Raw genomic sequence first — 22487 nt, forward strand, 5'->3', positions numbered from 1 at the left:
GACGGAAGCAAAATAAGCCGTCCTGCAGGCAGCAGCACTCACTCTGCCTGCGGGATTTTTTTATTTTATACCAGGCTCTGTCATGGCCAGGGGATCCAGAATGCATTCCAGCTTATCTTTATCTACGATTTCCTCTTCCAATATCAAATCGCGGACGGATTTGCGGGAAGCCAGTGCTTTTTTCGCAATTTTAGCAGCCTTTTGGTAACCGATGTGGGGACAGAGTGCAGTAATTACCCCCACACTGCCCTCCACCAGCTGTCGGCATCTCTCAGCATTTGCAGATATGCCCGTCACACAGTTGTCCACAAAGGTCTGAACCGCATAGGCCAGAGTATCAATGGATTGAAACAGATTATAGAAAATAATAGGCTCAAAGGCATTTAGCTCCAGCTGTCCGGCTTCAGCCGCCATAGTAATGGTCATATCATTCCCTATAATATGAAAAGCTACCTGATTTACTACTTCCGGGATCACAGGGTTTACCTTTCCGGGCATAATGGAAGATCCATTCTGCTTTTCAGGAAGATTAATCTCACCGAAACCGGTTCTGGGCCCGGAGGACATCAGTCTCAGATCATTTGCTATCTTGGAGAGTGTAACGGCGCATGCTTTTACAGCCCCAGATACAGCCACAAAGGAATCCAGGTTAGAAGTGGCATCCAGCATATCGTAGGCTTGGATGAATCCCATCCCGGTAATCTTATCCAGATTAGGCACAATCCTTTTGACGTACTGTGTATCTGCATTTACGCCGGTTCCGATGGCTGTTCCTCCCAGATTGAGGCTTCGCATCTCATCCTTTGCCACATCCATACGGTACACATCTCTCTTGACAGCTTCAGCATATGCTTTAAATTCCTGGCCCAGGCGAACGGGAACTGCATCCTGCAGCTGTGTCCTTCCCATTTTTATTATGCTGTCGAATTCTTTTGCTTTTTCTTTCAGAACATCATAGAGGCGCCGGAGTTCTTTTTGTGCATTCTCCAGCAGACGCAGAGAAGTCATTTTTCCAGCTGTGGGGATGACGTCATTGGTGGATTGTCCGCAGTTTACGTGATCGTTAGGGTGGACAATGGAATAGTCACCCTTTTCTCCGCCCAAGAGTTCGATGGCGCGGTTGGCGATTACCTCATTTGCATTCATATTTAAAGAAGTTCCTGCACCTCCCTGTATTGGATCTACGATGAACTGCTCGTGGAGCTTTCCTCCGATAATTTCATCACAGGCCTGAACGATGGCCTCGCCTAATTTTCTGTCCAGGGTTCCTACTTCGCAGTTCGTAATTGCAGCTGCCTTTTTTATGTATGCAAGGCTGACAATAATCTCCGGATGCATGGACAAACCTGTGATCCGGAAATTTTCTGCTGCCCGCATTGACTGCACGCCGTAATACACCTCACCGGGAACATCCATTTCTCCGATGGAGTCTTTTTCCATGCGGTAATCCCTGCCATCCAATTTGATCTTTTCAACCATTTTTCTTCCTTCTTTCCTCTTCCTTTGCTATTATTATAGCGTTTCCATAGGACCGGGTCTAATATATATAAATATATAAAACTTATAAATCAGAAGTTATACCCCTGTAGGAAAAGAGAAAAGGTGGGCCCCGTTGTCAGGGCCCGGCAGAACTAAGAGCCCGGCAGCGCTGCTCCCTGAGAGGAATGGCGCTGCCGGATTTTTGATCTGGTTGTTTATAGATACTGTCTGCAGAGTGTCTGAAATATTTCTACGTGTATTTTTTCATCTTCTATAATTCTTTGTAAATTTGCCACTAGATATGGATCCCGGATGCTTTCTGCCTGCCTTTTATATTTGCGGATAGCCTCTTCCTCACCCCGCAGAGCGTTTTGGAGCAAATCTTTGAGCTGCCTGGGGTATTGATTGCATCCAGGGGACCAGTATATGGGACGTCTTCTTGTGTACGCCCACAGGCGGGGATCCGCACCAAGGAGATATGCCAACCTCCCAAAAATATCCAGATGGTGCATTTCGACTATCATGATCTTGTGGAAACAATCAGATATCTCCTTGTAGGTTTCTCCTGCAATAATACTGTTGTAAAAATAGAGGCTTACTGCTGACATTTCTGAGTTGCAGGCCCCTATATTACTTGCCATCTCCCTGGCGTACATCTGATTCATACATTTTACCTTTACCTGGGGATACGGAGCCTCAGCGGCAAATACAAAGCCATTTTGTTCCATACAACACCTCCTGATTCTTTCTGTTAACATATGTATGAGACAGGTTGGGGTTTTACGCCAAGAATTTTATATGGAACGGAACACGACCGGGGACTGTCATTTGGGAAATTAACGTATTCTTAACCCTCCTCATGGACGTTTTTTCCCATGAGAGTGCATAGATACCCCCGTTTTGCTGCTTTACGACAAATTACTCCCTTCAGCCTTCGACGGGATTTGTTTGAATCCACCGTTTACTTCTTCTATAATAGATACCATTATGGAAAAATCATGTTCATTAAGGAGAGATATATTGTGGAACAGAAGGATGAGCTTAAAGCTTCAGAGTGGGCCGTGAAGGAAGGCGGCTATAAACAAATATTTGACGGAGCGCCTATTGGGTATGTAATCTATGAAGAAGATGGCAGAATTATAACAGCTAACCGCTCTTTTGACAGAATGGTAGGGTCTGAAGGAAATAGAACGGAGGGTGAGAACAAAAATTTTTTCGATTATATTCTACCGGAATATAAGCATGTATTGTGGGACATGATACACAGGATTCTTTGCTATGGGGAGACGGATGCTGTGGATATAGAACTTCAGGGGGAGTGCAGGACTATTGCAGTAACTGTGACAAGCAGAAAATACCAGGAGAGGGCAGAGGATAACTGGAAAAAACGTGGCGGCAAGGCTGTTATATGGAGTGCGCTTACAGACATCTCCGGTTTAAAGAGAAAACAGATGGAGATCATGGAATTGAGCAGGAGAGATGCGCTCACCGGGATGTACAACAGGCATTTTTACGATGATTTTGTACAGAATCATGATGGGGACAGTGAGCTCCCCCTGACAGTTGCCATGCTTGACATTGACGGTTTGAAGATGATAAATGATTCCCTGGGGCATGCCTTTGGGGATCGGGCTATTATCAAAGTTTCCAGAGTACTTAAAAAATTTGCATCTCCAAATTATTTAATCATACGAACGGGGGGAGACGAAATTGTTGTTTTTTTTAGAAAGACGCTTCTGGAAGAGGCTCAGATTTATCTGAATAAAGTGCAGGAGGAAATTAAATCCTGTATTCTGGGAGGTCTGCCGGTCTCATTTTCCTGGGGATATGCTGTAAAAAAAGAACCAGAGGAATCTCTGGTTACCATAATTTCTGCAGCAGAAGATATGATGTACAGCAGAAAGCTTCTTCACAGTACAGGAAAAAAGTATGAGACCATTGATCTGATCCTAAAGACTCTATTTGACAGAAATGGAAAGATTTACCGGCACTCGCAGAGGGTATCGCGTCTGGCTGGTGCATTTGGCCAATATTTGGGCTGGAAACAAGAGAAGATACACTTTCTGAGACAGCTGGGATATGTTCATGATATTGGAATGGCCTCCATTTCGGATGAAATATTAAATAAGAAGGAAATGTTAGATGAGGAGGAGAAAAAAGAAATAAGGCGCCACTCAGAAACTGGATACCGCATTCTTCGCTCTATGCCGGAAACCCATGAAATGGCGAGGGTACTTTTATTTCATCACGAGAATTGGGACGGGAGCGGTTATCCCTATGGGATTCGGGGGGAGGAGATACCTTTGGAATCCAGGCTTCTAATGCTTGTGGATGCATATGACAGGATGAAGTATGGTTATTATGGCAAAGCAGCAGAAAATGATAAAGTCATTGTCTCTGAATTAGAAAGGTGGTCCGGCAAACAGTTTGATCCCTGGCTGGGGAGACAGTTTGTGAAGTGGATGGAGGAACCGTCAAAAGATACAAAAGATTATTTACCTTTATTTTGATAACTGCTATAATATACATAAGTTTTATTCTGGCTTGTTCCTATGTAGTTCAAACCAAATATACGCAAAATCATAAGAGAAAGGAATTACGAAACATGCCCAATTATTATCAACCAGAGATTGAATGCGCATCTCAGGATCAGATCAAAGCATGGCAGGATGAGCGTCTTGTGAAAACGGTACATCACGTTTATCAGAACGTGCCATATTACCGCAGCCTGATGGAGAAAAAGGGGGTAAAACCTGAGGATATTAAGTCCAGAGAGGATCTCCATAAACTGCCCTTTTTAACCAAAGACGATTTGAGGGAAGCGTATCCCTATGGATTAATGGCAATGCCGCTGAAGGACTGCGTGCGTATCCAATCCACAAGCGGAACGACAGGAAGAAGAGTAGTTGCTTTTTATACACAGCATGATATCGATTTGTGGGATGAGTGCTGCGCCCGGGCAATAGTGGCCGCCGGGGGAACGAAAGATGATGTGGTCCATGTAAGCTATGGATATGGTTTATTTACCGGCGGACCGGGGCTTAACGGCGGGTCTCACAAAGTGGGAGCTCTTACACTTCCCATGTCTTCCGGAAATACAGATCGTCAGATCCAGTTTATGTGTGACCTGGGTTCTACCATTCTCTGCTGTACACCATCCTATGCGGCCTATTTAGGAGAGACAATCTGTGAAAGAGGTCTGCAGGATCAGATTAAGCTAAAAGCAGGTATCTTTGGCGCGGAGGCCTGGAGTGAAGAAATGCGTCAGGATATCCAGAACAAATTGCGGATTAAAGCTTATGATATCTATGGTCTTACTGAGATATCAGGGCCGGGTGTGTCCTTCGAGTGCAGTGAACAGGCCGGAATGCATATCAATGAAGATCACTTTATTGCGGAGATTATCGATCCCAATACAGGAGAAGTACTGCCGGACGGAGAAAAGGGAGAGTTGGTATTCACCAGTATTACAAAAGAGGCGTTCCCTCTGCTTCGCTACCGGACCAGAGACATCTGTGTCCTGAACCGTAAGAAGTGCTCCTGCGGCAGGACACATGTGCGTATGACAAAACCAATGGGACGCAGCGATGATATGCTTATTGTAAAAGGTGTAAATGTCTTCCCGTCGCAGATTGAGACGGTTCTTCTGAATAAGGGATATCCCGCCAATTATCAGATTATAGTAAGCAGAGATAATAACAGCGACAAGCTGGAGGTGCTGGTTGAAATGACGCCGGAAATGTTCTCTGACTCCCTGTCCTATGTATCGGCCAAGGAAAAAGAACTGCGGGATGCACTAAAAGCAATGCTTGGTATCTATGCAGTGGTAAAACTTGTGGCACCAAAGAGCATTGCCCGCAGCGAGGGTAAAGCGGTTCGTGTAATTGATAAACGTAACCTATATTAAAAAGGAGGGATACTATGACTGTAAAGCAGATATCTGTTTTTCTGGAAAACAAGCCTGGCCAGTTAAAAGAATTCGCCAAGCTTCTGGACGACAATCAGATTAATATGCATGCCATGTCATTGGCTGATGCGGAAGACTTCGGAATTCTGAGAATCATTGTGGACGATTCCTATAAAACAGCCTGTGTGCTGAAAGATGAGGGATATGTCTTTTCCATAACAAAAGTTCTCGCAGTAGAAATTCCGGACAGACCGGGAAGCCTGGTCAAGGTGCTGGACATTTTGGGACAGAATGATGTGAATCTGGAATATACATATGCTTTTATTACGAGAAAAGTGGATTTGGCCTATATGATCTTCCGTGTGCCGGATAATGAGAAGGCCATAGAGGTGCTCAGCAAAAATGGCATAAAACTTATTTGCCAGGATGCACTTTCAGATTTGTTTGCTGATTAAACAGTGAGAGAGAAAGCGTTGCAAAGCAGACGGCGTTGCCGTTTGGGGGCGGCGTTTTCTTTTTTGTATGGGCGGGGGGACGGTGCTCCCTCCTATATCCGTCCGTCTGCAATGCTTTGCTCGCCGGTTATATAACCTAGAGCTTCATATACACAAAACTATTATTTATATTTAGATGTAATGAATCTAAAAAATAAGAAATGCTTAACGATGAATGAAAAAGGAGGTTACATGACAGCAGTATTATTTGATGTTGATGATACATTGTACGATAGAAAGGTGCCTTTTGTGAAGGCGTATAAAGAGATTTTCGGGGGTAGGTATCAGGTACCTGCTGAACGGTTATACGAATCAAACAGCCGTCACAGCGACGAGGTGTTTGAACTGTCAAGTACAGGGGTTATGTCCATGAGGGATATGTATATCTATAGAATCCAGAAAGCATTCGCAGACTTTGCTATCAGTATCGGGGAAGCGGAGGCTCTTGCTTTTCAGGAGGCGTATGCGAAGCATCAGAGGAAACTGGACCTGGCAGAAGGCATGAGAGAGGTGCTTTCTCTTTGCAGAGACAGGGGAATCACAATGGGGATTATAACGAACGGCCCATCGGCCCATCAGTGGGAAAAAATCAAAACTCTGGGGGCAGATGCCTGGATACCAAAAGAAAATATTTTTATATCCGGCGATATAGGAGCTGCTAAGCCGGACGTCTCGGTATTTCAGCTGGCAGAAAAAAGTATGGGACTGTCTGGGGAAGCTGTTTATTTCATAGGGGATTCCTATAAGAACGATGTGGAAGGGGCTAAGAAGGCGGGTTGGATCCCGATATGGCTCAATAGAAGAGGCTGGAAGTGTGAGGGAAGGGAGGCTGCCAGCTATGTGGCTGAAAGCGGCAATGATCTGTATTGTCTCCTGAACACCATTCTTCCATGAAAAAGACATGAACCTTGCAGATAAGGTTCATGTCTTTAAATAAAAAAAGATGCAGGAGATGGGACTTGAACCCACACGATATTGCTACCACAGGCACCTGAAGCCTGCGCGTCTGCCAATTCCGCCACTCCTGCATTTCTCTGTTATGTACTGCCCCGCAGCACATGACATATAATAACCTTTTTTGAGATAAAAGTCAATAGTTTTTGAGAAAAAAATTAAAAAAGTTTCTCACACAATACAAAAAGTTTTGCTTTGTTAAAATAAAATTTAGCCATAGGAGGAAAGAAAAAAAGGTTGAAAAACATCATATATTGTGTTACACTTTTTACAATTTGAGAACTCCCAGGGATATACAGAAAGAATCACATATATATAATAGGTAAATAATCTCTGAGAGAAAGCCCCTACTGTTATGGCGTCTCTTTTTTTTTGAAAAAATGTAGGGTGAAGGCATCCGAAGGACGTTAACATGAATAGGAAAGGAACTACAGGTGAAAGAATGAAAGCATTTCTAATACTGGAAGATGGAACTGTGTTCGCTGGGACGAGTATCGGGTCGTCCAGGGAGATTATCAGTGAAATCGTATTTAACACATCTATGACAGGATATCTTGAGGTTTTAACAGACCCATCTTACGCAGGACAGGCCGTATGCATGACCTATCCGCTCATCGGTAATTACGGCATCTGCCATGCAGATCAGGAATCATTAAGGCCATGGCCCGATGGCTACATTGTCAGAGAATTATCCCGAATCCCCAGTAATTTCAGAAGTGAAGACTCCATACAGAATTTCCTGGTGCAATATGATATTCCCGGAATAGCCGGAATTGACACCAGAGCCCTTACTAAGATTCTAAGAGAAAAGGGTACTATGAATGGTATGATTACTACGAATGAGAACTTTTCACTGGATGAGATAATACCGAAGTTAAAGGCATATACTACGGGTAAAGTGGTTGAGAGAGTAACCTGTAAGGCAAAGAAAATCTTAAAAGGAAAAGGACCCAAGGTTGCCCTCATGGACTTTGGGGCAAAGAATAATATTGCCAGGTCTTTACATGAGAGAGGATGTCAGGTTACCATATATCCCGCACTCACTTCCGCAGAGGAGATTTTGCGGGAACAGCCGGACGGTATTATGCTTTCCAACGGACCTGGAGATCCCAAGGAGTGCGCTTCTATAATAGAAGAAATTAAAAAGCTTTACGAAAGCAAGGTGCCGATCTTTGCTATCTGTCTGGGGCATCAGCTCATGGCGCTGGCTACTGGTGCTGATACAAAAAAAATGAAATATGGCCACAGAGGGGGCAACCATCCGGTAAAAGACCTGGAAAATGGGAGAGTTTATATCTCATCACAGAACCATGGGTATATGGTAGATACCTCCACCCTGGATCCTAATGTGGCAGTGCCCGCATTTGAAAATGTTAATGATAAGACGAATGAAGGGTTAAAATATATAGGAAAAAATATATTTACCGTGCAGTTTCATCCGGAAGCCTGTCCGGGGCCACAGGATTCCAGCTACCTGTTTGACAGATTTCTGAAGATGATGGAGGTGACAGAATAATGCCAAAGAATCCAGAGATAAAGAAAGTACTGGTGATCGGTTCCGGGCCAATCATCATCGGCCAGGCTGCTGAATTCGATTATGCAGGTACCCAGGCCTGCCGTTCTTTAAAAGAAGAGGGAATTGAGGTAGTGCTGCTCAACTCTAATCCGGCAACAATTATGACGGATAAAGATATTGCAGACAGAGTTTATATTGAGCCGCTGACCGTAGAAGTCGTAGAACAGCTGATTCTAAAGGAAAAACCAGACAGTGTACTGCCCACCCTGGGCGGGCAGGCCGGACTTAATCTGGCCATGGAGCTGGATGAACGGGGATTTTTTGCAGAGCATAAGGTGCGTCTCATAGGAACTACTTCAGAAACTATAAAAAAAGCAGAAGACCGACTTGAGTTTAAAAGCACCATGGAAAAGATCGGAGAGCCGGTGGCGGCCTCTCTTGTAGTAGAAAACGTAGCGGACGGTGTGGCGTTTACCAATACCATAGGCTATCCTGTAGTGCTTCGTCCGGCTTATACCCTGGGAGGAAGCGGCGGCGGAATTGCCCGCAATGAAGAAGAACTGGTAGAAATCCTGGAAAATGGTCTTCGCCTCTCCCGTGTCGGCCAGGTTCTTGTAGAGCGGTGTATCGCGGGCTGGAAAGAAATTGAATATGAGGTAATGCGTGACAGTGCCGGGAACTGCATCACGGTATGTAATATGGAGAATATTGATCCTGTTGGGGTTCACACCGGAGACAGCATCGTAGTAGCCCCCTCCCAGACACTGGGGGACAAAGAATACCAGATGCTCCGTACCTCTGCATTGAATATCATCAGTGAGCTGAATATCACTGGCGGTTGCAATGTACAGTATGCACTCCATCCGGAGAGCTTCGAATATTGTGTCATCGAAGTAAATCCCCGTGTATCCAGATCATCAGCTCTGGCTTCTAAGGCGACGGGATATCCCATTGCAAAGGTTGCTGCCAAGATTGCACTTGGATATACGCTGGATGAGATTCCTAATGCAATCACAGGAAAGACTTATGCCAGTTTTGAGCCTATGCTGGACTACTGCGTAGTTAAGATCCCCAGACTTCCTTTTGATAAGTTTATCAGTGCCAAGAGGACACTCACCACACAGATGAAAGCTACCGGTGAAGTAATGAGTATCTGCAATAACTTCGAAGGGGCTCTTATGAAGGCGATCCGATCTCTGGAACAGCATGTGGACAGCCTTATGTCGTATGATTTCACAGAATTGTCAAGAGATGATCTTCTGGAGCAGCTGGCTGTGGTAGATGACAGAAGAATATGGGTGATTGCGGAGGCCATCCGCCAAGAGATCAGCTATGAAGAGATTCATGAGATTACAAAAATTGACATATGGTTTATTGATAAGATAGCAGTGCTGGTGGAGATGGAACAGAAGCTGCAGACGGATGAGCTGACGGCAGAGTTGCTCCGCGAGGCGAAACGACTGGAATTTCCGGATCACGTAATTGCGGGACTTACGGGTATGACGGCCGAAGAAGTGAAGGCCAGAAGAAAAGAACAGGGGATTCTGGCAGCTTATAAGATGGTGGATACCTGTGCTGCAGAATTTGCAGCTGCTACTCCCTACTATTATTCTGTATACGGCGGTGAGAATGAGGCAGTGCAGACCAGGGACAGAAAAAAAGTGCTTGTTCTGGGCTCCGGACCTATTCGTATTGGCCAGGGGATTGAGTTTGATTTTTGCTCCGTACACTGCACCTGGGCATTCTCACAGGAAGGATATGAGACAATTATTGTAAATAATAATCCTGAGACCGTAAGTACAGACTTTGATATTGCCGACAAGCTGTATTTTGAGCCGCTCACACCTGAGGATGTAGAGAATATCGTTGACATAGAGCAGCCCGACGGAGCTGTGGTTCAGTTTGGAGGCCAGACGGCAATTAAACTTACAGAGGCATTGATCCGAATGGGGGTTAAAATTTTAGGCACCTCAGCAGAGAACGTAGACGCGGCAGAAGACAGGGAACTTTTTGATGAAATTCTGGAGCAATGTCGGATTCCCCGTCCCCAGGGACATACGGTATTTACAGCGGAGGAGGCCAAGAAAGCTGCCAGTGAGCTGGGATATCCGGTGCTTGTCCGCCCCTCTTATGTTCTGGGCGGCCAGGGGATGCAGATTGCTATCAGTGACCAGGATATTGATGAGTTTATAGGTATTATCAACCGCATAGCCCAGGAGCATCCGATTCTGGTGGATAAGTATCTCCAGGGAAAAGAAATTGAGGTGGATGCCGTCTGTGACGGTGAGGATATCCTGATTCCGGGGATTATGGAGCACATTGAGCGGGCCGGCATTCACTCCGGTGACAGTATATCGGTGTATCCTGCCCAGACTATCAGCGACACTGCGAAGGCAACCATTGAGGATTATACCAGGAAACTGGCCAAATCTCTCCATGTAATCGGCATGATCAACATTCAGTTTATTGTGTGTGAGGAAGACGTGTATGTTATTGAAGTAAATCCCCGATCCAGCCGTACGGTGCCTTATATCAGCAAAGTGACAGGAATACCTATCGTACCCCTGGCTACTAAGGTGATTCTTGGTCATAAGATTAAAGAATTGGGATATAAACCCGGACTGCAGCCCGAAGCTGATTATATAGCGATAAAGATGCCTGTATTTTCTTTTGAGAAGATACGGGGAGCAGATATAAGCCTCGGTCCTGAGATGAAGTCTACAGGTGAGTGCCTGGGAATAGCGAAAACCTTTAACGAGGCCCTGTATAAGGCATTCCTGGGGGCGGGAGTAAATCTGCCCAGACATAAAAACATGATTATGACCGTGAAGGATGAGGATAAGCAGGACGCGGTGGATATAGCCAGACGATTTGAAGCCCTGGGATATAAGATTTATGCGACCAGAAGTACGGCGAGAGTTCTGAAGGAACACGGAGTAAATGCGATCCGCACGAACAAAATAGAACAGTCCTCTCCGAATCTGATGGATTTGATTTTAGGACACAAAATTGACCTGGTCATTGATACTCCGTCTCAGGGGGTTGAGAAGGCGAAGGATGGGTTTATAATCCGGAGAAATGCCATTGAGACAGGGGTAAATGTACTCACTTCTCTTGACACGGCGACTGCTCTGGTTACCAGTCTGGAGAATACAGATTTGAATCGGCTGACGCTGATTGACATCGCCAGGATTGCGGGCCGCTGATAGCAGGGAAGGTACAAAAGCATGGCACAGCAGAATAAATATATAGCTGTGCCATGCTTTTGTAACCAGTGGACGTGAGGCATACGCTGTTCTGAGGGGCGGTATGTAAACAGAAATTGAGCAGGCAAGAGGAGGTTATAATGGATTTTATTGAACTGTTGAAAGTTATTTTTCTGGGTATTGTAGAGGGAATTACAGAGTGGCTTCCCATAAGCAGCACCGGCCATCTGATTTTGGTGGATGAGTTTATTAAACTAAATGTTTCCAGGGAATTTTGGGATATGTTTATGGTAGTCATTCAGCTGGGAGCGATTTTGGCCGTTGTTGTGCTGTTCTGGGAGAAAATCTGGCCGTTTCAGAATCAGAGCCTGGAAAAAGACTTGGTAAAGCGTTATGTTAAGATGGATAAAATTATTTTGTGGCTGAAGATTATGGTATCCTGTCTTCCTGCTATTATCATAGGGCTTCCGTTTAATGATATTCTGGAGGAGAAATTCAGCAACTATTTTGTGGTCTCTCTGATGTTGATAATATATGGCGTATTCTTTATTTTAATAGAGAACTACAATAAAAAAAGAACTCCCAGGGTAAATACCCTGGAAGAGATAGACTGGAAGACGGCTCTGTTGATTGGTGTGTTTCAGGTCCTGTCCCTGATTCCGGGTACTTCCCGCTCAGGGGCTACCATAATCGGAGGGATTCTCCTGGGGACCTCCCGGACGATAGCGGCAGAGTACACCTTCTTTTTGGCAATTCCCGTGATGTTCGGAGCCAGTCTTCTTAAGCTCGTCAAATTCGGCCTTGCGTTTACGGGCGCTGAGATATGGATCCTGGCAGTGGGAATGATAACAGCATTTATAGTATCCATACTCTCTATTAAGTTTTTGATGGGATATATCAAAAAACATGATTTCAAGGCGTTTGGATGGTACAGAATCGTTCTGGGTATCGTAGTCATCGGATACTTTATGATTGCACATTAGAGGTGTCCTGTTCTGCATCCTGATCCATCAGACGGAGGGAGAGCATCAGGTAGAGAAGCTCTTCCGGATCCTCCAAATCGGATTCCAGAACATCCTTGATCTTTTCCAGACGATATAAAAACGTACTTCTGTGAATAAATAAAGTTTTGGCAGACTGAACCGCGTTCAGGTGGTGATCCAGGTATACGCTGAGGGTTTTTACGTATTCTGTATTCTGCTCTTCGTCTGATTTTTTCAGTACCAAAAGCTTCTCGTGACAGATCATACTGCCGGGAAGCTTTTTTGTTGCCTGCTGGTAAATATAGGGCAGTGCAATCTTATTAAAATGATGAATCCACAGATAGGGATGGATCTGATTGCCAACCTCCAGTGCGGAACGGGATTGAATATACTGGCGCCTCAGATTCAAATGACCTGTCATGGCACGGCTGTAGCCGGCCTTTAAGAAGCTGTCCCGGATAAAATATATAATTTTATCAGAAATATCATCAACATCGCATTCAGACTTCGTAAGATTAAAATATACGACCACATCCTCCTCGAAGGGAAATGCGCAGGAATAGGGAAATAGGTTTTCCAAATAGTTGCAGATGGCATTAATGGTAAGGTTTTGCTGATCTAAATACGTGGTCTGCAATACAATACAGAGATATTCGTGATTAGTAAGCCAGCCCAGAGAGGTTAACCGCCTGCTGATAACCAGATAGTCCGCAGTCCGGTCAGATAAAATGCTGAGAAATATGGAGTGCATGGTTTTATCGTTGGGAGAGCGGTGAGCTGCATTGCGCATCAGTGCATGTTCTATAAAGGTTGCCAGAAATTCCAGCAGAGCGCCTGCACTGCTGGAAAATGGAACATCCATCTCTGCCATAACCAGCCGGTGCGTGGTTTTGCTGAAACGCTTAATGTTTACATTCAAAGTTCGGTGCCCGGTGATGTATCCGGGGTAGATAAAAGCCCCATCCTTTTCCCGTACCGCATTGTACAGGGTATCCTGCTTCAGGGCTGTGACATACTCAATATACTCCGGCTGTTCATAAGTGGGAAGCCCTCCGGAATTGTCTTCGGCGCCCGGGGAGGAGGCAATGATAGAAAAATCCATCCCCATCAGCCGGAGAGGAGAACCGAGAACAGGGTAACTGGCATCCAGGAGACTCTGAATGGATCCCCCGCTTAAGCTGATATGCATAAGGGTCTCCTCCCACAGGTCATATTTGTCAAATATTTCCTGGAGATAATTAAAGACAAAGGCTGAGGAATCGGGGGTATCTATCACACATAGATTCACAGAGGAGGATACGGCCTCCTCCAAAGTTTCCCTCTCTGTTTCTCCGACGGTCAAAGGGCAGATAAAAAAACAGGAGGAAACCCCTCTTCTTAGCTTCTGATATTCCGAAAAGGAAGAAAGTACGTATATATGATTATTTATAAGTTCGGATTCCTCTCTGTAAAACAGGGGGCGCCCCAGATGAGGCCGCTCGGAGAGCGGGGAGGGCGCCGTTAAGGAATATTTTGTTCTTAAGTCGCTGACCAGCAGAGCGGGACTGAGTTTCATAGGTAACCTCCCTGTACAGTGTATAGAATCTCAATAAATGGATCAAATAAAGAATGTTTTAGCTGTCTCAGCTGCATCTACAGCTGTTTCGGTATAAACATCTGCACCGATTTCGTCTGCAAACGCCTGGGTAATGGGCCCTCCGCCCACCATGATTTTCAGACGGTTTTCTTTATCGGACTGTTTCAGACATTTCACCACATGCTTCATCTCAGGCATGGAAGTAGTGAGAAGGGAGGAGATACAGACAACTGAGACATCAGGGTGCTCTTTTACTGCCTTTAAAAAGCGTTTTTCAGAGACATCCACCCCAAGATCAATCACTTCAAAGCCTGCGCAGCGGAACATGATACCTACCAGGTTCTTGCCCACATCATGGAGATCTCCCTCTACAGTGCCCAATATCACTTTGCCGATGGGATGCATATCACAGGTGCCCAAATAAGGCTCAAGGACATCCAGACCACAGCGCATAGAACGGGCGGCGGCCAGAATACGGGCTATATAAATATCGTTGCCTTTATAGAGCTGTCCTGCATTGCGCATGGCAGGGATCATCGCCTCTTCCAGTATCTGCTGGGGGGAGATGTTCTCCGAGAGTGCCTGCTGAACTAATTTTTCTGTCTGCTTCGGATATCCTTCTTCAATGGAGGAACGAATTTCGCCTAATAAGACCATGAAAATCTCCTTTGCAATCATCTCAGTAACCTTAGCTATTCCAAAAGGAAGCAACTGGTATATGCTATGGTACAGTCACCATAATAATAAGGAAGAGAATTATCCTTACAGATTTGACTGACCAGCATGCCATAAGCTTCCATAGAAGATACCTTTTTATCGGGGAAACGGCAGGGGGCATCCGGGTAGGTGCAGGTCTTGCACCGTGTGCAGCAGCCGGCACCTATAGCCAGAAGATCCGGGTAGTCTTTTTTCAAATCTTCCATAAGACGGAGAAAGGCTTCCTTGTGTTTGGCTTCCGTTTCCATCATGCCTTCCCCGTCCATATTGTCTTCCAGTTCCCCCACAGTCTGTACAATGAGCCCTTTCTGGTACCTTCGTACTTTTCCTTCGCATTCTTCCAGGGATCCGCAGCCTGGGGGACAGGACCAGTTTTTGTTATACTGGTGGCACTTGTCAGAGGCGCACATCTCCCTCACTTCAGGGAGCAGACGGATGGTATGACAATCCAGGGGACCTGTATGGGTAAACCCTGCATTTTTCCCTCTTGCATCTAATGTCTCAAAGTCTATCATTCGTATTACCTCATTTCTTCCGGAAGGGGAAATTCCAATTCATCCACAAAAGTATCCTGAAATTCCGGCTCTGCAGCAAGCTCTAAAAACTCAATCCCCGATGTCAGATGCCGGGTATGCTGGAACTCTGTAAAATTCATTAAGGCTATCTTAGAACCTTCCCCCGCGGCATTCCCTACAGGGGTGATGCGATCCCGCAGAACCGGAGGTATTAAGCCTATATTGCATGCGCTTTCCGGCGACATATAATTGCCGAAAGCACCTGCAATCAATACTTCCCGGATATCCTCCACAGCAATATTCAGATTTCGGCACAGGAGCTGAATACCCGCAGCAATAGCACCCTTTGCAAGCTGTACTTCACGGATATCCTTCTGTGACAGGAAAACAGGTTCCTGCCGGTCGGTTTCTTCGGGAAAGGCCAGCATAAAGGCAGAGATATTGTCAATAGTGACAAGTCTGTGGGCGTTGGCCTTTGCTATGGGGTGCTCTAATTCCTCCGGGCTGTAAAGGCGCCCTGACTCTTCCAGAAATCCGTATTGAAGAAGAAGGCTGACGGTATCCATCAGACCGGAACCGCAGATGCCGGCTGGTTTTTCATCTCCGATTGTAGAATACACAAGACGCTCCCCCTGAAAGGTAACATGGTCAATGGCCCCGTTGGCACCCCGCATTCCGCAGGTGATTTTGGCACCTTCAAAAGCCGGGCCGGCTGCTGTGGAGCAGGTAATCATCCGTTCTTTATTGCCCATAACCAGCTCGCCATTGGTCCCGATGTCTATCATAAGAGTTATGTACTCCCGTTTGGAAAAATCAGTAGCCAGCAGACAGCCTACGGTATCTGCTCCCACAAATCCTGCAATATTTGGCAGCACCATCAGCCGGCCTTCGGGATGAATGCGGATGCCGTATTCCCTGGCGGGCAGGATCAGAGGCTCACTCAGGGAGGGGTTATAGGGAGAGTGCACAAGCGCTCCCGGGGAGATGCCCAGAAACAGATGGTGCATGCAGGTGTTGCCTACAAAGGAAACCTGATAAATATCCCGGATTTTTATGGAAGCCTGTTCTGCAAGTAGCTCCAGAATTTGATTCATTGCCTGGCGGACGGCAGAGCTCAGCTGATCCATATGACCGTCCAGGGCATAATTGGAACGCATTATGACATCAGCCCCGTACTGTGACTGAGGGTTCAGCATGCTGGATACTGCTATCTCTTCACCGCTGCATCCATCCATGAGATAGCCTACAATAGAAGTGGTCCCGATGTCAAAGGCAGCAAGATAGTAAGGCGTGCGCTCTCTTCTCACATCCAGGATTTCATTGTGACATAAGATAACGTTTGGCTTATAATCAGTGCTCTTTAATATCTCATAGAGAGTGCCTGCAACTGACACATTGGGCGGGATGGAAGCAGGCGGCACAGAAGATTTGGCGGCCACAGCTGTTTTCAGCCGGTCCCAGTCAGAATCACTTTCACCGATCCGGCACTTCTCCACCTCAACATCCACAGACTGTATCATGGGAGCAACAATAATTTCACGGGAACTCCCCTTAGTGAGCAGACTGTGGCCGGTAGCTTTCAGGGAAGTGTCGACGGTCATGTCTCCCTGTATATGTACACTGCAGGCTTTCAAAATTCCGGTAACAGGACCGGAAATAATCCTTACAATGCATTTGCCGCAGGAACCCTGTCCCCCACAGGGTGCATCCGGCTGCAGGCCCGCCTGGATCTCTGCATCCAGAAGAGTCGTGCCTTCAGGAACTGCTATAGAAAGCTGTTCCTGCAAAAAAGTAATCGTATAGTTTTTCATAGGCTGCACCTCTTTTATATTCGATGTTCTTATTTTATCAGAAAAAGGGAAAAAAGCAAAGGGATATATCCCTTTGCTCAGACTGTAGACAAACTGGTTTTGGGCTTTGTATCCCAGAGCCAGTTTTCTTTTATTAACCAAATTGCGTTCCAAATAAAGTTTGTGTAATGGGCTTCTCCCTCTAGAAGCCCCCATTTCTCTTTCATCCTGGCCAGCTTTTTCAGATTCATGCACGCAAATGTAAGCCCGACCTTCATTTCCATTCGGGCTTTTCCAAACATCTGTGTATATCGGAAACCATGATTCTCCTTTGCACTTCCAAAGATTCGTTCTATGGTTTCTTTCCTTTGGGAATATAATTCTTTCATACCCACGGTTTGGCGGATCTCCTCACACATCTCCATGTAAGGTTCCCATATGTGGCGCATAACCGTCTTTACATGATCTTTGCTTTGGGTACATTTTGCAAGATAGGCACAGCCTGCACAGCTACTTCCACAGCTTTTGTACTCCCGATATCCCTCACGGTTGGTTGTTCGATAGGTCAGCACCTGATTGTTGGGACAGATATAGCAGTCGTAATACTCATCATAAACGTACTCGTATTTCTTGAAGAAACCCTCTTTTGTCAGGGGGCGTTTGTATGGCAGGAGCGGTTTGACTCCTTGATCGATCAAAAGTTTTGCTATACCGGGAGTTTTATATCCTGCATCGCCTATCAGCGTCTCTATTCCGATCCCTTTTATCTTGTCATATAAGGACTTGAAGGTTCTGCTGTCATGATTGTTCCCGGGATGAACGCTATAGCTGAGAATCCATCCATTCTTATCACATGCGGTCTGTACTGCATAAGCAAATACATGTTTATGTTCTCCTTTGCGGAACCATCCGCTTTCCGGATCAGAAGTGCTTGCTTTCACTGTCTTTTCTTCTTTGCCGCCGGCTCCACCGGATGGTGTATTGCTGTCATCCTCTTTTTCTTTCAGCGGACGTTTCCCGTGTGCTTCACGGTCTTCATTGATTTCCTGTTTCAGCAGATCTTCAAAAAATAATGCCTCATCATGAGCAATACGCTTCTGCATCTTTTTATTGTTTGCTCTGGCTTTTACATGGGTGGCATCCACAAAAACTTCAGTAGGGTCTACCAGCTTAAATTTGTAGCATTCAGAAAGGATATGCTCGAATATCTGTTCAAAGAGGTCGGTGTCTTTAAAGCGTCTCGTATAGTTCTTTCCAAAGGTTGAAAAATGCGGCACTTTATCCAGCATATCCAGCCCGAGGAACCAGCGGTAGGCGACATTTACCTCAATCTCTTTTACCGTCTGGCGCATGCTTTTAATGCCATAAAGATATTGGATGAAAGGAATCTTGATCAGCATGACGGGGTCCATACTGGGGCGTCCGTTGTCCTGACTGTATTTTTCTTCTACCAGTTCATAAATGAAGGACCAGTCGATTGCTTTGTCGATGATCCGCAGCAGATGGTCCTGTGGAACCATGTCATCCATGCAAAACAACTGAATCTGTTCTCTTTTTTTATCCGCATTCTGTGTCATCATAAGCATCTCACCGCCTGTATTTGATACATCTATTATACCAAAAAAGAGCCTCAAAGTCTTGTAAGTGCTGACTTTTCTGGCTCAATGGCGAGGAAAATCCGAGGCACTTGTCCTCGGACTTTGTCTACAGTCTGAGCAAAGGGATATATCCCTTTGCTTTTTTCTGGAGGGGTGTATCTTACAGAAGTTCTTTTTCGGCTGCTGCCAGAATCTTTTCAACTTCTGCTGTAATGGCTGCATCCTGAGGAACTAATTCATCTTTCTCAATTAATTCTAATGCACGGTCAGCAGCTCTCTCATTCAGTGGGGTCTCTCCGCACTTAATCCAGTCAGCCCATACGCTGTCGAAACCGATGGACGGAACGAAAATCTCGTTCTTCTGGAGATACTCAATGGTGTGTTCCTGCTCTAAGAAGGTTTCATGGTCATTCACCACATAATCAAGAGCCTCGAAGCCCAGAATATCTTCGTCAAATTCAAAGCCGCGTTTTGCCTTGCGGATCATGGCAAGAATTTCATTGTCAAGTACTAACTGACTTAATGAACAGCACATAACACTTGCTGTGCTTCCGAAGCCGGTAACCAGTGTGGCACCTGCAATTGCCGGAAGGAATGCATTGATCATCTTTTCATAGCCAGCCTGCTCATCCATAGAACAGCTTGTACAGGACAATCCATATACATCTGTCATAAAGCCGCAGTATGTAGCTAACTGTACGGCCAGCGCACTGGAAATACCTGTCTCAGGCAGACCTAAGATACTCTGTCCGTTTTTCATGTTGGCAAAGAAGGTTCTGGAACCGTAGAACAGTACACAGTTCGGGTTCATCAGGTAGGCAACAGCAGCAAATGCCAGGATCTCAGCATGAGACTGAGCAACTGTTCCGGCGATGGTAAGAGGAGATGTCAGACCTCCCATAGGTGCTGCCAGAACGCTGGTTGGGATGCCGGCCTTGATGATATGTGCCATTGTATTAGTAATCTCTTTTGGCAGGAATAAAGGTGATTCAGGGGAGATTCCGACCATACCGATTGGATTCTGCTCTAAATCAGAGCCGCCGTATAACTTAAATAATTCTACAATATATTTTGCATTGCTAGCTAAGGAGATGCCGGGGCCATAGATTGGCTTCTTGGAATACTCAAACATAGTAGCAGTTTGTTTCAGCTGGCTGATGGCGGAAGGAACTTCGCTTGGATATACAAGAGCACAGGGAAGATCTAATTCCGGACACTGGTTCATTACGCGGATGGTGTCAATTAAATCTGTCAGCTGTCCGTTGCGGCGTTTTCCTGACTTTAAGTCTGCAATCCACGGAGCGCCTCCGGTGCTGTGAGAGAAGGTTTTTCCGATTTCCATCTCTACTTTAGAGCCTGTGGTGGATGTCATCACTACCTGCTTTTTCTGGTTTTTGATTGTTTTTTCGATCAGATCATCGCAGAAATAAACACGGTCTCCTTTTTCGGTACATCCGTTTTCACATAACATTTTACGGATCTCCGGATCTTCTACGCGCATTCCAAAACGCTTTAAGATTTCTACACCGTAGCCGTGCAGCTGCTCAATTTGTTCCTGACTTGCATACTTTAATTGTGGTACGTAGTTCATAATTTCCCTCCATGTTTAACTTTAACTAAGTTTTTTACTGGTTTTTTACTAATTATGAATTCATGTGTGTGTTTTGTTATGCCTATATTACCATTTAAAGTTAAAATAGTCAATGAAAACCCCGGTTAATCGTGAAAAATATTTGTTAAAATTCACCAATATAAAATAACCTGATATTTTTAGATTTTCATTGTGCTTTTCTATACTTTTATAGTATAATGAGGTAAAGAGATGAATTTAAGTCATATTAGAGGGAAAGTAGGAAAGAAAGTTGAGCGACATTAGCAAAATTGGTTACAGTATCAGGAGCCTCAGGAAATCAAAGGGGATGACTCTTCAGCAGCTGTCAGAAGCTACGGGCCTTTCCACGGGCTATCTAAGCAACCTGGAGAGAAACATCAGCAGCCCTACATTAATGAATATTCAGAAAATCTGCGAAGTGTTCGGCAATTCTCTGGGAGACCTTCTGGAACGCAATGCAGAATCCAGAATCGTGGTGAGAAAAGAAGACAGGGAAGTTACGATTGACGAAGAAAACAATATGAAGCTGGAGACCATAGACTTTGGGACTGGAAATACTTCATATTTATATATGACAATCGAACCAAACAGTTCATCTGACGGTTTGTGGTGGGTTCACGAATGCGACGAAGTGGGGACGGTCCTCTCCGGGCATCTTACCATAATGCTGGACGAGCAGACATTTGAACTGAATGTGGGTGATACCATATTAATCAAGGCGCATACCAGACATTGTTATTTTAATAAGCATGAAAAAACTCCCTGTGTGTCTTTCTGGGCCAGGTACTGGGATGAGAACGAAGAGGTTTAAAAAAGTGCAGTTTCTTCCGGATATGCGGCAGATATTTGGAAGAAACTGCATTTTTGAATTTAATTATGTTAAAAAATAAACAAAATAAAAATTCATATTTGTGAAAAAGTTACATATTTTATCGATATGTATAAAAGACATTTGAAATATCGATGATAAGATGATATCATACTAAAAGAATCATGTGTGTGAAATTTGTTCGAAAAAATGTGAAGAGGTGTAAGCGAATGGATGCATTGAAAATCAGGTTACAGAATGCCTGCGAACTTCTGAAAAAAGAAGGATTTGACAAAGCAATTATCGGCGATCCCATGTCCATTAATTATTTGACAGGTATCAGTATTATTCCTTATGAAAGATACTATGGATTAGTTGTTGATGCAGAGGCATGCAGCGCAACAATGGTGAATCCAAGTGTAGATACAGGCTGTATGAAAGGTACGGTAAAAGAGGTTACATATCTTGACAGCGACGGACCTGCGGCTGCTATCAGGGAAGTAGTGGGAGCGTGTAAAAAACTGGCTGTGGAGACAAAATATTTCTCCATGGCGATTGGTGAAATCTTTCACGGTCTTGGGTGTGAGGTTGCTGATATCGGCAATTGCATTGCGAAGCTTAGAATGTGTAAAGATGAGTCTGAAATTGAGACCATGCAGTTTGCAGCCAAGATTGTAGATGAGGCAATTGCCTATGTATCAGATAAAATCAAACCAGGGATGACAGAGAAAGAATTAAATATGATGTTATATTCTTATATGTCAACCTACCCCGGATTTATCACAGATGAATTTATTATCCTGGTGCTGGGAGCAGACAATTCAGCAAACCCCCACGGAGTCAGCGGCGATTATGCTTTCAAGGATGGGGATATTATTCTTCTCGACTTCTGTGCGTATTATAAACATTACTGGTCAGATATTACCCGCTGCCTGTTCCTGGGCCATGTAGGCAATCCAAAGCTGGCAGAGATTTATGATATTGTACTGAAAGCAAATCTGGCAGCTATCGCTAAGGTAAAACCAGGCGTTAAGGCCTGCGAGATTGATAAGGCAGCAAGAGATGTGATAACAGAAGCAGGATATGGTGAGCTCTTCCTTCACAGAACCGGACATGGCTTAGGCCTGAGTGTCCATGAGGAGCCGAATATCTCTTCTGATAACCAGCTGGTTCTTGAAGAGGGTATGACATTTACCATTGAGCCGGGTATTTACATTGAAGGCGTCGGCGGAGTGAGAATTGAGGACGATATTCTTGTGACAAAAGACGGATGCCATATATTTACAACTACTTCCAAGAAGATGGAAGACCATATACTTAAATATTAAGGCT

The 22487-nt window shown here is 45.0% G+C and carries 17 protein-coding genes and 1 tRNA gene; 9 read left to right on the top strand and 9 right to left on the bottom strand.

Going from position 1 to position 22487, the window contains the following annotated elements; genetic code table 11:
- Positions 1–60 precede the first annotated feature (60 nt).
- Positions 61–1479, bottom strand: coding sequence for an aspartate ammonia-lyase (locus tag ACGHCT_RS07665; RefSeq protein ID WP_390439311.1), 1419 nt, complete (start codon positions 1477–1479; stop codon positions 61–63).
- A 215-nt stretch (positions 1480–1694) separates the two neighbouring features.
- Positions 1695–2207, bottom strand: coding sequence for a ferritin family protein (locus tag ACGHCT_RS07670; protein WP_390439313.1), 513 nt, complete (start codon positions 2205–2207; stop codon positions 1695–1697).
- 147 nt (positions 2208–2354) lie between these two features.
- Here ACGHCT_RS07670 and ACGHCT_RS07675 point away from each other — a divergent pair, with 147 nt between their 5' ends.
- From ACGHCT_RS07675 to ACGHCT_RS07690, 4 genes are all read left to right on the top strand, one after another.
- A complete protein-coding gene (locus ACGHCT_RS07675) occupies positions 2355–3989 on the top strand; it encodes an HD domain-containing phosphohydrolase (RefSeq protein ID WP_390439315.1) in 1635 nt (544 codons plus the stop codon).
- Positions 3990–4084: 95 nt separating this feature from the next.
- On the top strand, positions 4085–5386 hold the full coding sequence (locus ACGHCT_RS07680) for a phenylacetate--CoA ligase family protein (protein ID WP_390439316.1): 1302 nt from the start codon (positions 4085–4087) through the stop codon (positions 5384–5386).
- A 14-nt stretch (positions 5387–5400) separates the two neighbouring features.
- Entirely contained in the window at positions 5401–5841 is a 441-nt protein-coding gene (locus ACGHCT_RS07685) for an acetolactate synthase (RefSeq protein WP_390439318.1), read from the top strand.
- Between the two features lie 231 nt (positions 5842–6072).
- Positions 6073–6774 carry an HAD family hydrolase gene (locus ACGHCT_RS07690; protein ID WP_390439320.1) on the top strand — a complete coding sequence of 234 codons (702 nt, stop codon included), beginning with the start codon at positions 6073–6075 and terminating at the stop codon, positions 6772–6774.
- A gap of 50 nt (positions 6775–6824) precedes the next feature.
- On the opposite strand, the gene ACGHCT_RS07695 is transcribed toward ACGHCT_RS07690, so the two are convergent.
- A tRNA-Leu gene (locus tag ACGHCT_RS07695) sits at positions 6825–6908 on the bottom strand.
- A gap of 368 nt (positions 6909–7276) precedes the next feature.
- Between ACGHCT_RS07695 and ACGHCT_RS07700 the strand changes: the two genes are divergently transcribed.
- From ACGHCT_RS07700 to ACGHCT_RS07710, 3 genes are all read left to right on the top strand, one after another.
- A complete protein-coding gene (locus ACGHCT_RS07700; RefSeq protein WP_390440146.1) occupies positions 7277–8350 on the top strand; it encodes a carbamoyl phosphate synthase small subunit in 1074 nt (357 codons plus the stop codon).
- Positions 8350–11556 carry a carbamoyl-phosphate synthase large subunit gene (carB, locus tag ACGHCT_RS07705; RefSeq protein WP_390439322.1) on the top strand — a complete coding sequence of 1069 codons (3207 nt, stop codon included), beginning with the start codon at positions 8350–8352 and terminating at the stop codon, positions 11554–11556. The genes ACGHCT_RS07700 and carB overlap by 1 nt, the downstream gene beginning before the upstream one ends.
- Before the next feature lie 140 nt (positions 11557–11696).
- Positions 11697–12539 carry an undecaprenyl-diphosphate phosphatase gene (locus ACGHCT_RS07710; protein WP_390439324.1) on the top strand — a complete coding sequence of 281 codons (843 nt, stop codon included), beginning with the start codon at positions 11697–11699 and terminating at the stop codon, positions 12537–12539.
- On the opposite strand, the gene ACGHCT_RS07715 is transcribed toward ACGHCT_RS07710, so the two are convergent.
- The 6 genes from ACGHCT_RS07715 to ACGHCT_RS07740 all read right to left on the bottom strand — a co-directional run bounded on the left by ACGHCT_RS07715 (position 12523) and on the right by ACGHCT_RS07740 (position 20326).
- Positions 12523–14094: a PucR family transcriptional regulator gene (locus ACGHCT_RS07715; protein WP_390439325.1), complete on the bottom strand. Its 1572-nt coding sequence runs from the start codon at positions 14092–14094 to the stop codon at positions 12523–12525. The two genes, ACGHCT_RS07710 and ACGHCT_RS07715, sit on opposite strands and share 17 nt — an antisense overlap.
- 42 nt (positions 14095–14136) lie before the next feature.
- Entirely contained in the window at positions 14137–14772 is a 636-nt protein-coding gene (locus ACGHCT_RS07720; RefSeq protein WP_072848311.1) for a B12-binding domain-containing protein, read from the bottom strand.
- A gap of 35 nt (positions 14773–14807) precedes the next feature.
- Positions 14808–15347, bottom strand: coding sequence for a DUF2284 domain-containing protein (locus ACGHCT_RS07725; RefSeq protein WP_390439327.1), 540 nt, complete (start codon positions 15345–15347; stop codon positions 14808–14810).
- 5 nt (positions 15348–15352) lie between these two features.
- The gene (locus ACGHCT_RS07730; RefSeq protein ID WP_390439329.1) at positions 15353–17158 is read right to left on the bottom strand and encodes an ASKHA domain-containing protein; all 1806 of its coding nucleotides are present in this window, start codon (positions 17156–17158) and stop codon (positions 15353–15355) included.
- A gap of 77 nt (positions 17159–17235) precedes the next feature.
- Complete coding sequence (locus tag ACGHCT_RS07735; protein ID WP_390436657.1) at positions 17236–18723, bottom strand: IS1182 family transposase; 1488 nt, start codon at positions 18721–18723, stop codon at positions 17236–17238.
- A 172-nt stretch (positions 18724–18895) separates the two neighbouring features.
- Positions 18896–20326, bottom strand: a complete 1431-nt coding sequence (locus ACGHCT_RS07740; RefSeq protein ID WP_390439331.1) for a trimethylamine methyltransferase family protein — start codon at positions 20324–20326, stop codon at positions 18896–18898.
- 271 nt (positions 20327–20597) lie between these two features.
- Between ACGHCT_RS07740 and ACGHCT_RS07745 the strand changes: the two genes are divergently transcribed.
- The gene (locus ACGHCT_RS07745; protein ID WP_390439333.1) at positions 20598–21158 is read left to right on the top strand and encodes a helix-turn-helix domain-containing protein; all 561 of its coding nucleotides are present in this window, start codon (positions 20598–20600) and stop codon (positions 21156–21158) included.
- A 227-nt stretch (positions 21159–21385) separates the two neighbouring features.
- Complete coding sequence (locus tag ACGHCT_RS07750; RefSeq protein ID WP_390439335.1) at positions 21386–22483, top strand: M24 family metallopeptidase; 1098 nt, start codon at positions 21386–21388, stop codon at positions 22481–22483.
- The last annotated feature ends 4 nt before the right edge of the window (positions 22484–22487 follow it).

It is taken from the genome of Lactonifactor longoviformis, assembly GCF_042848515.1.
Lineage (GTDB): Bacteria > Bacillota > Clostridia > Lachnospirales > Lachnospiraceae > Lactonifactor > Lactonifactor longoviformis.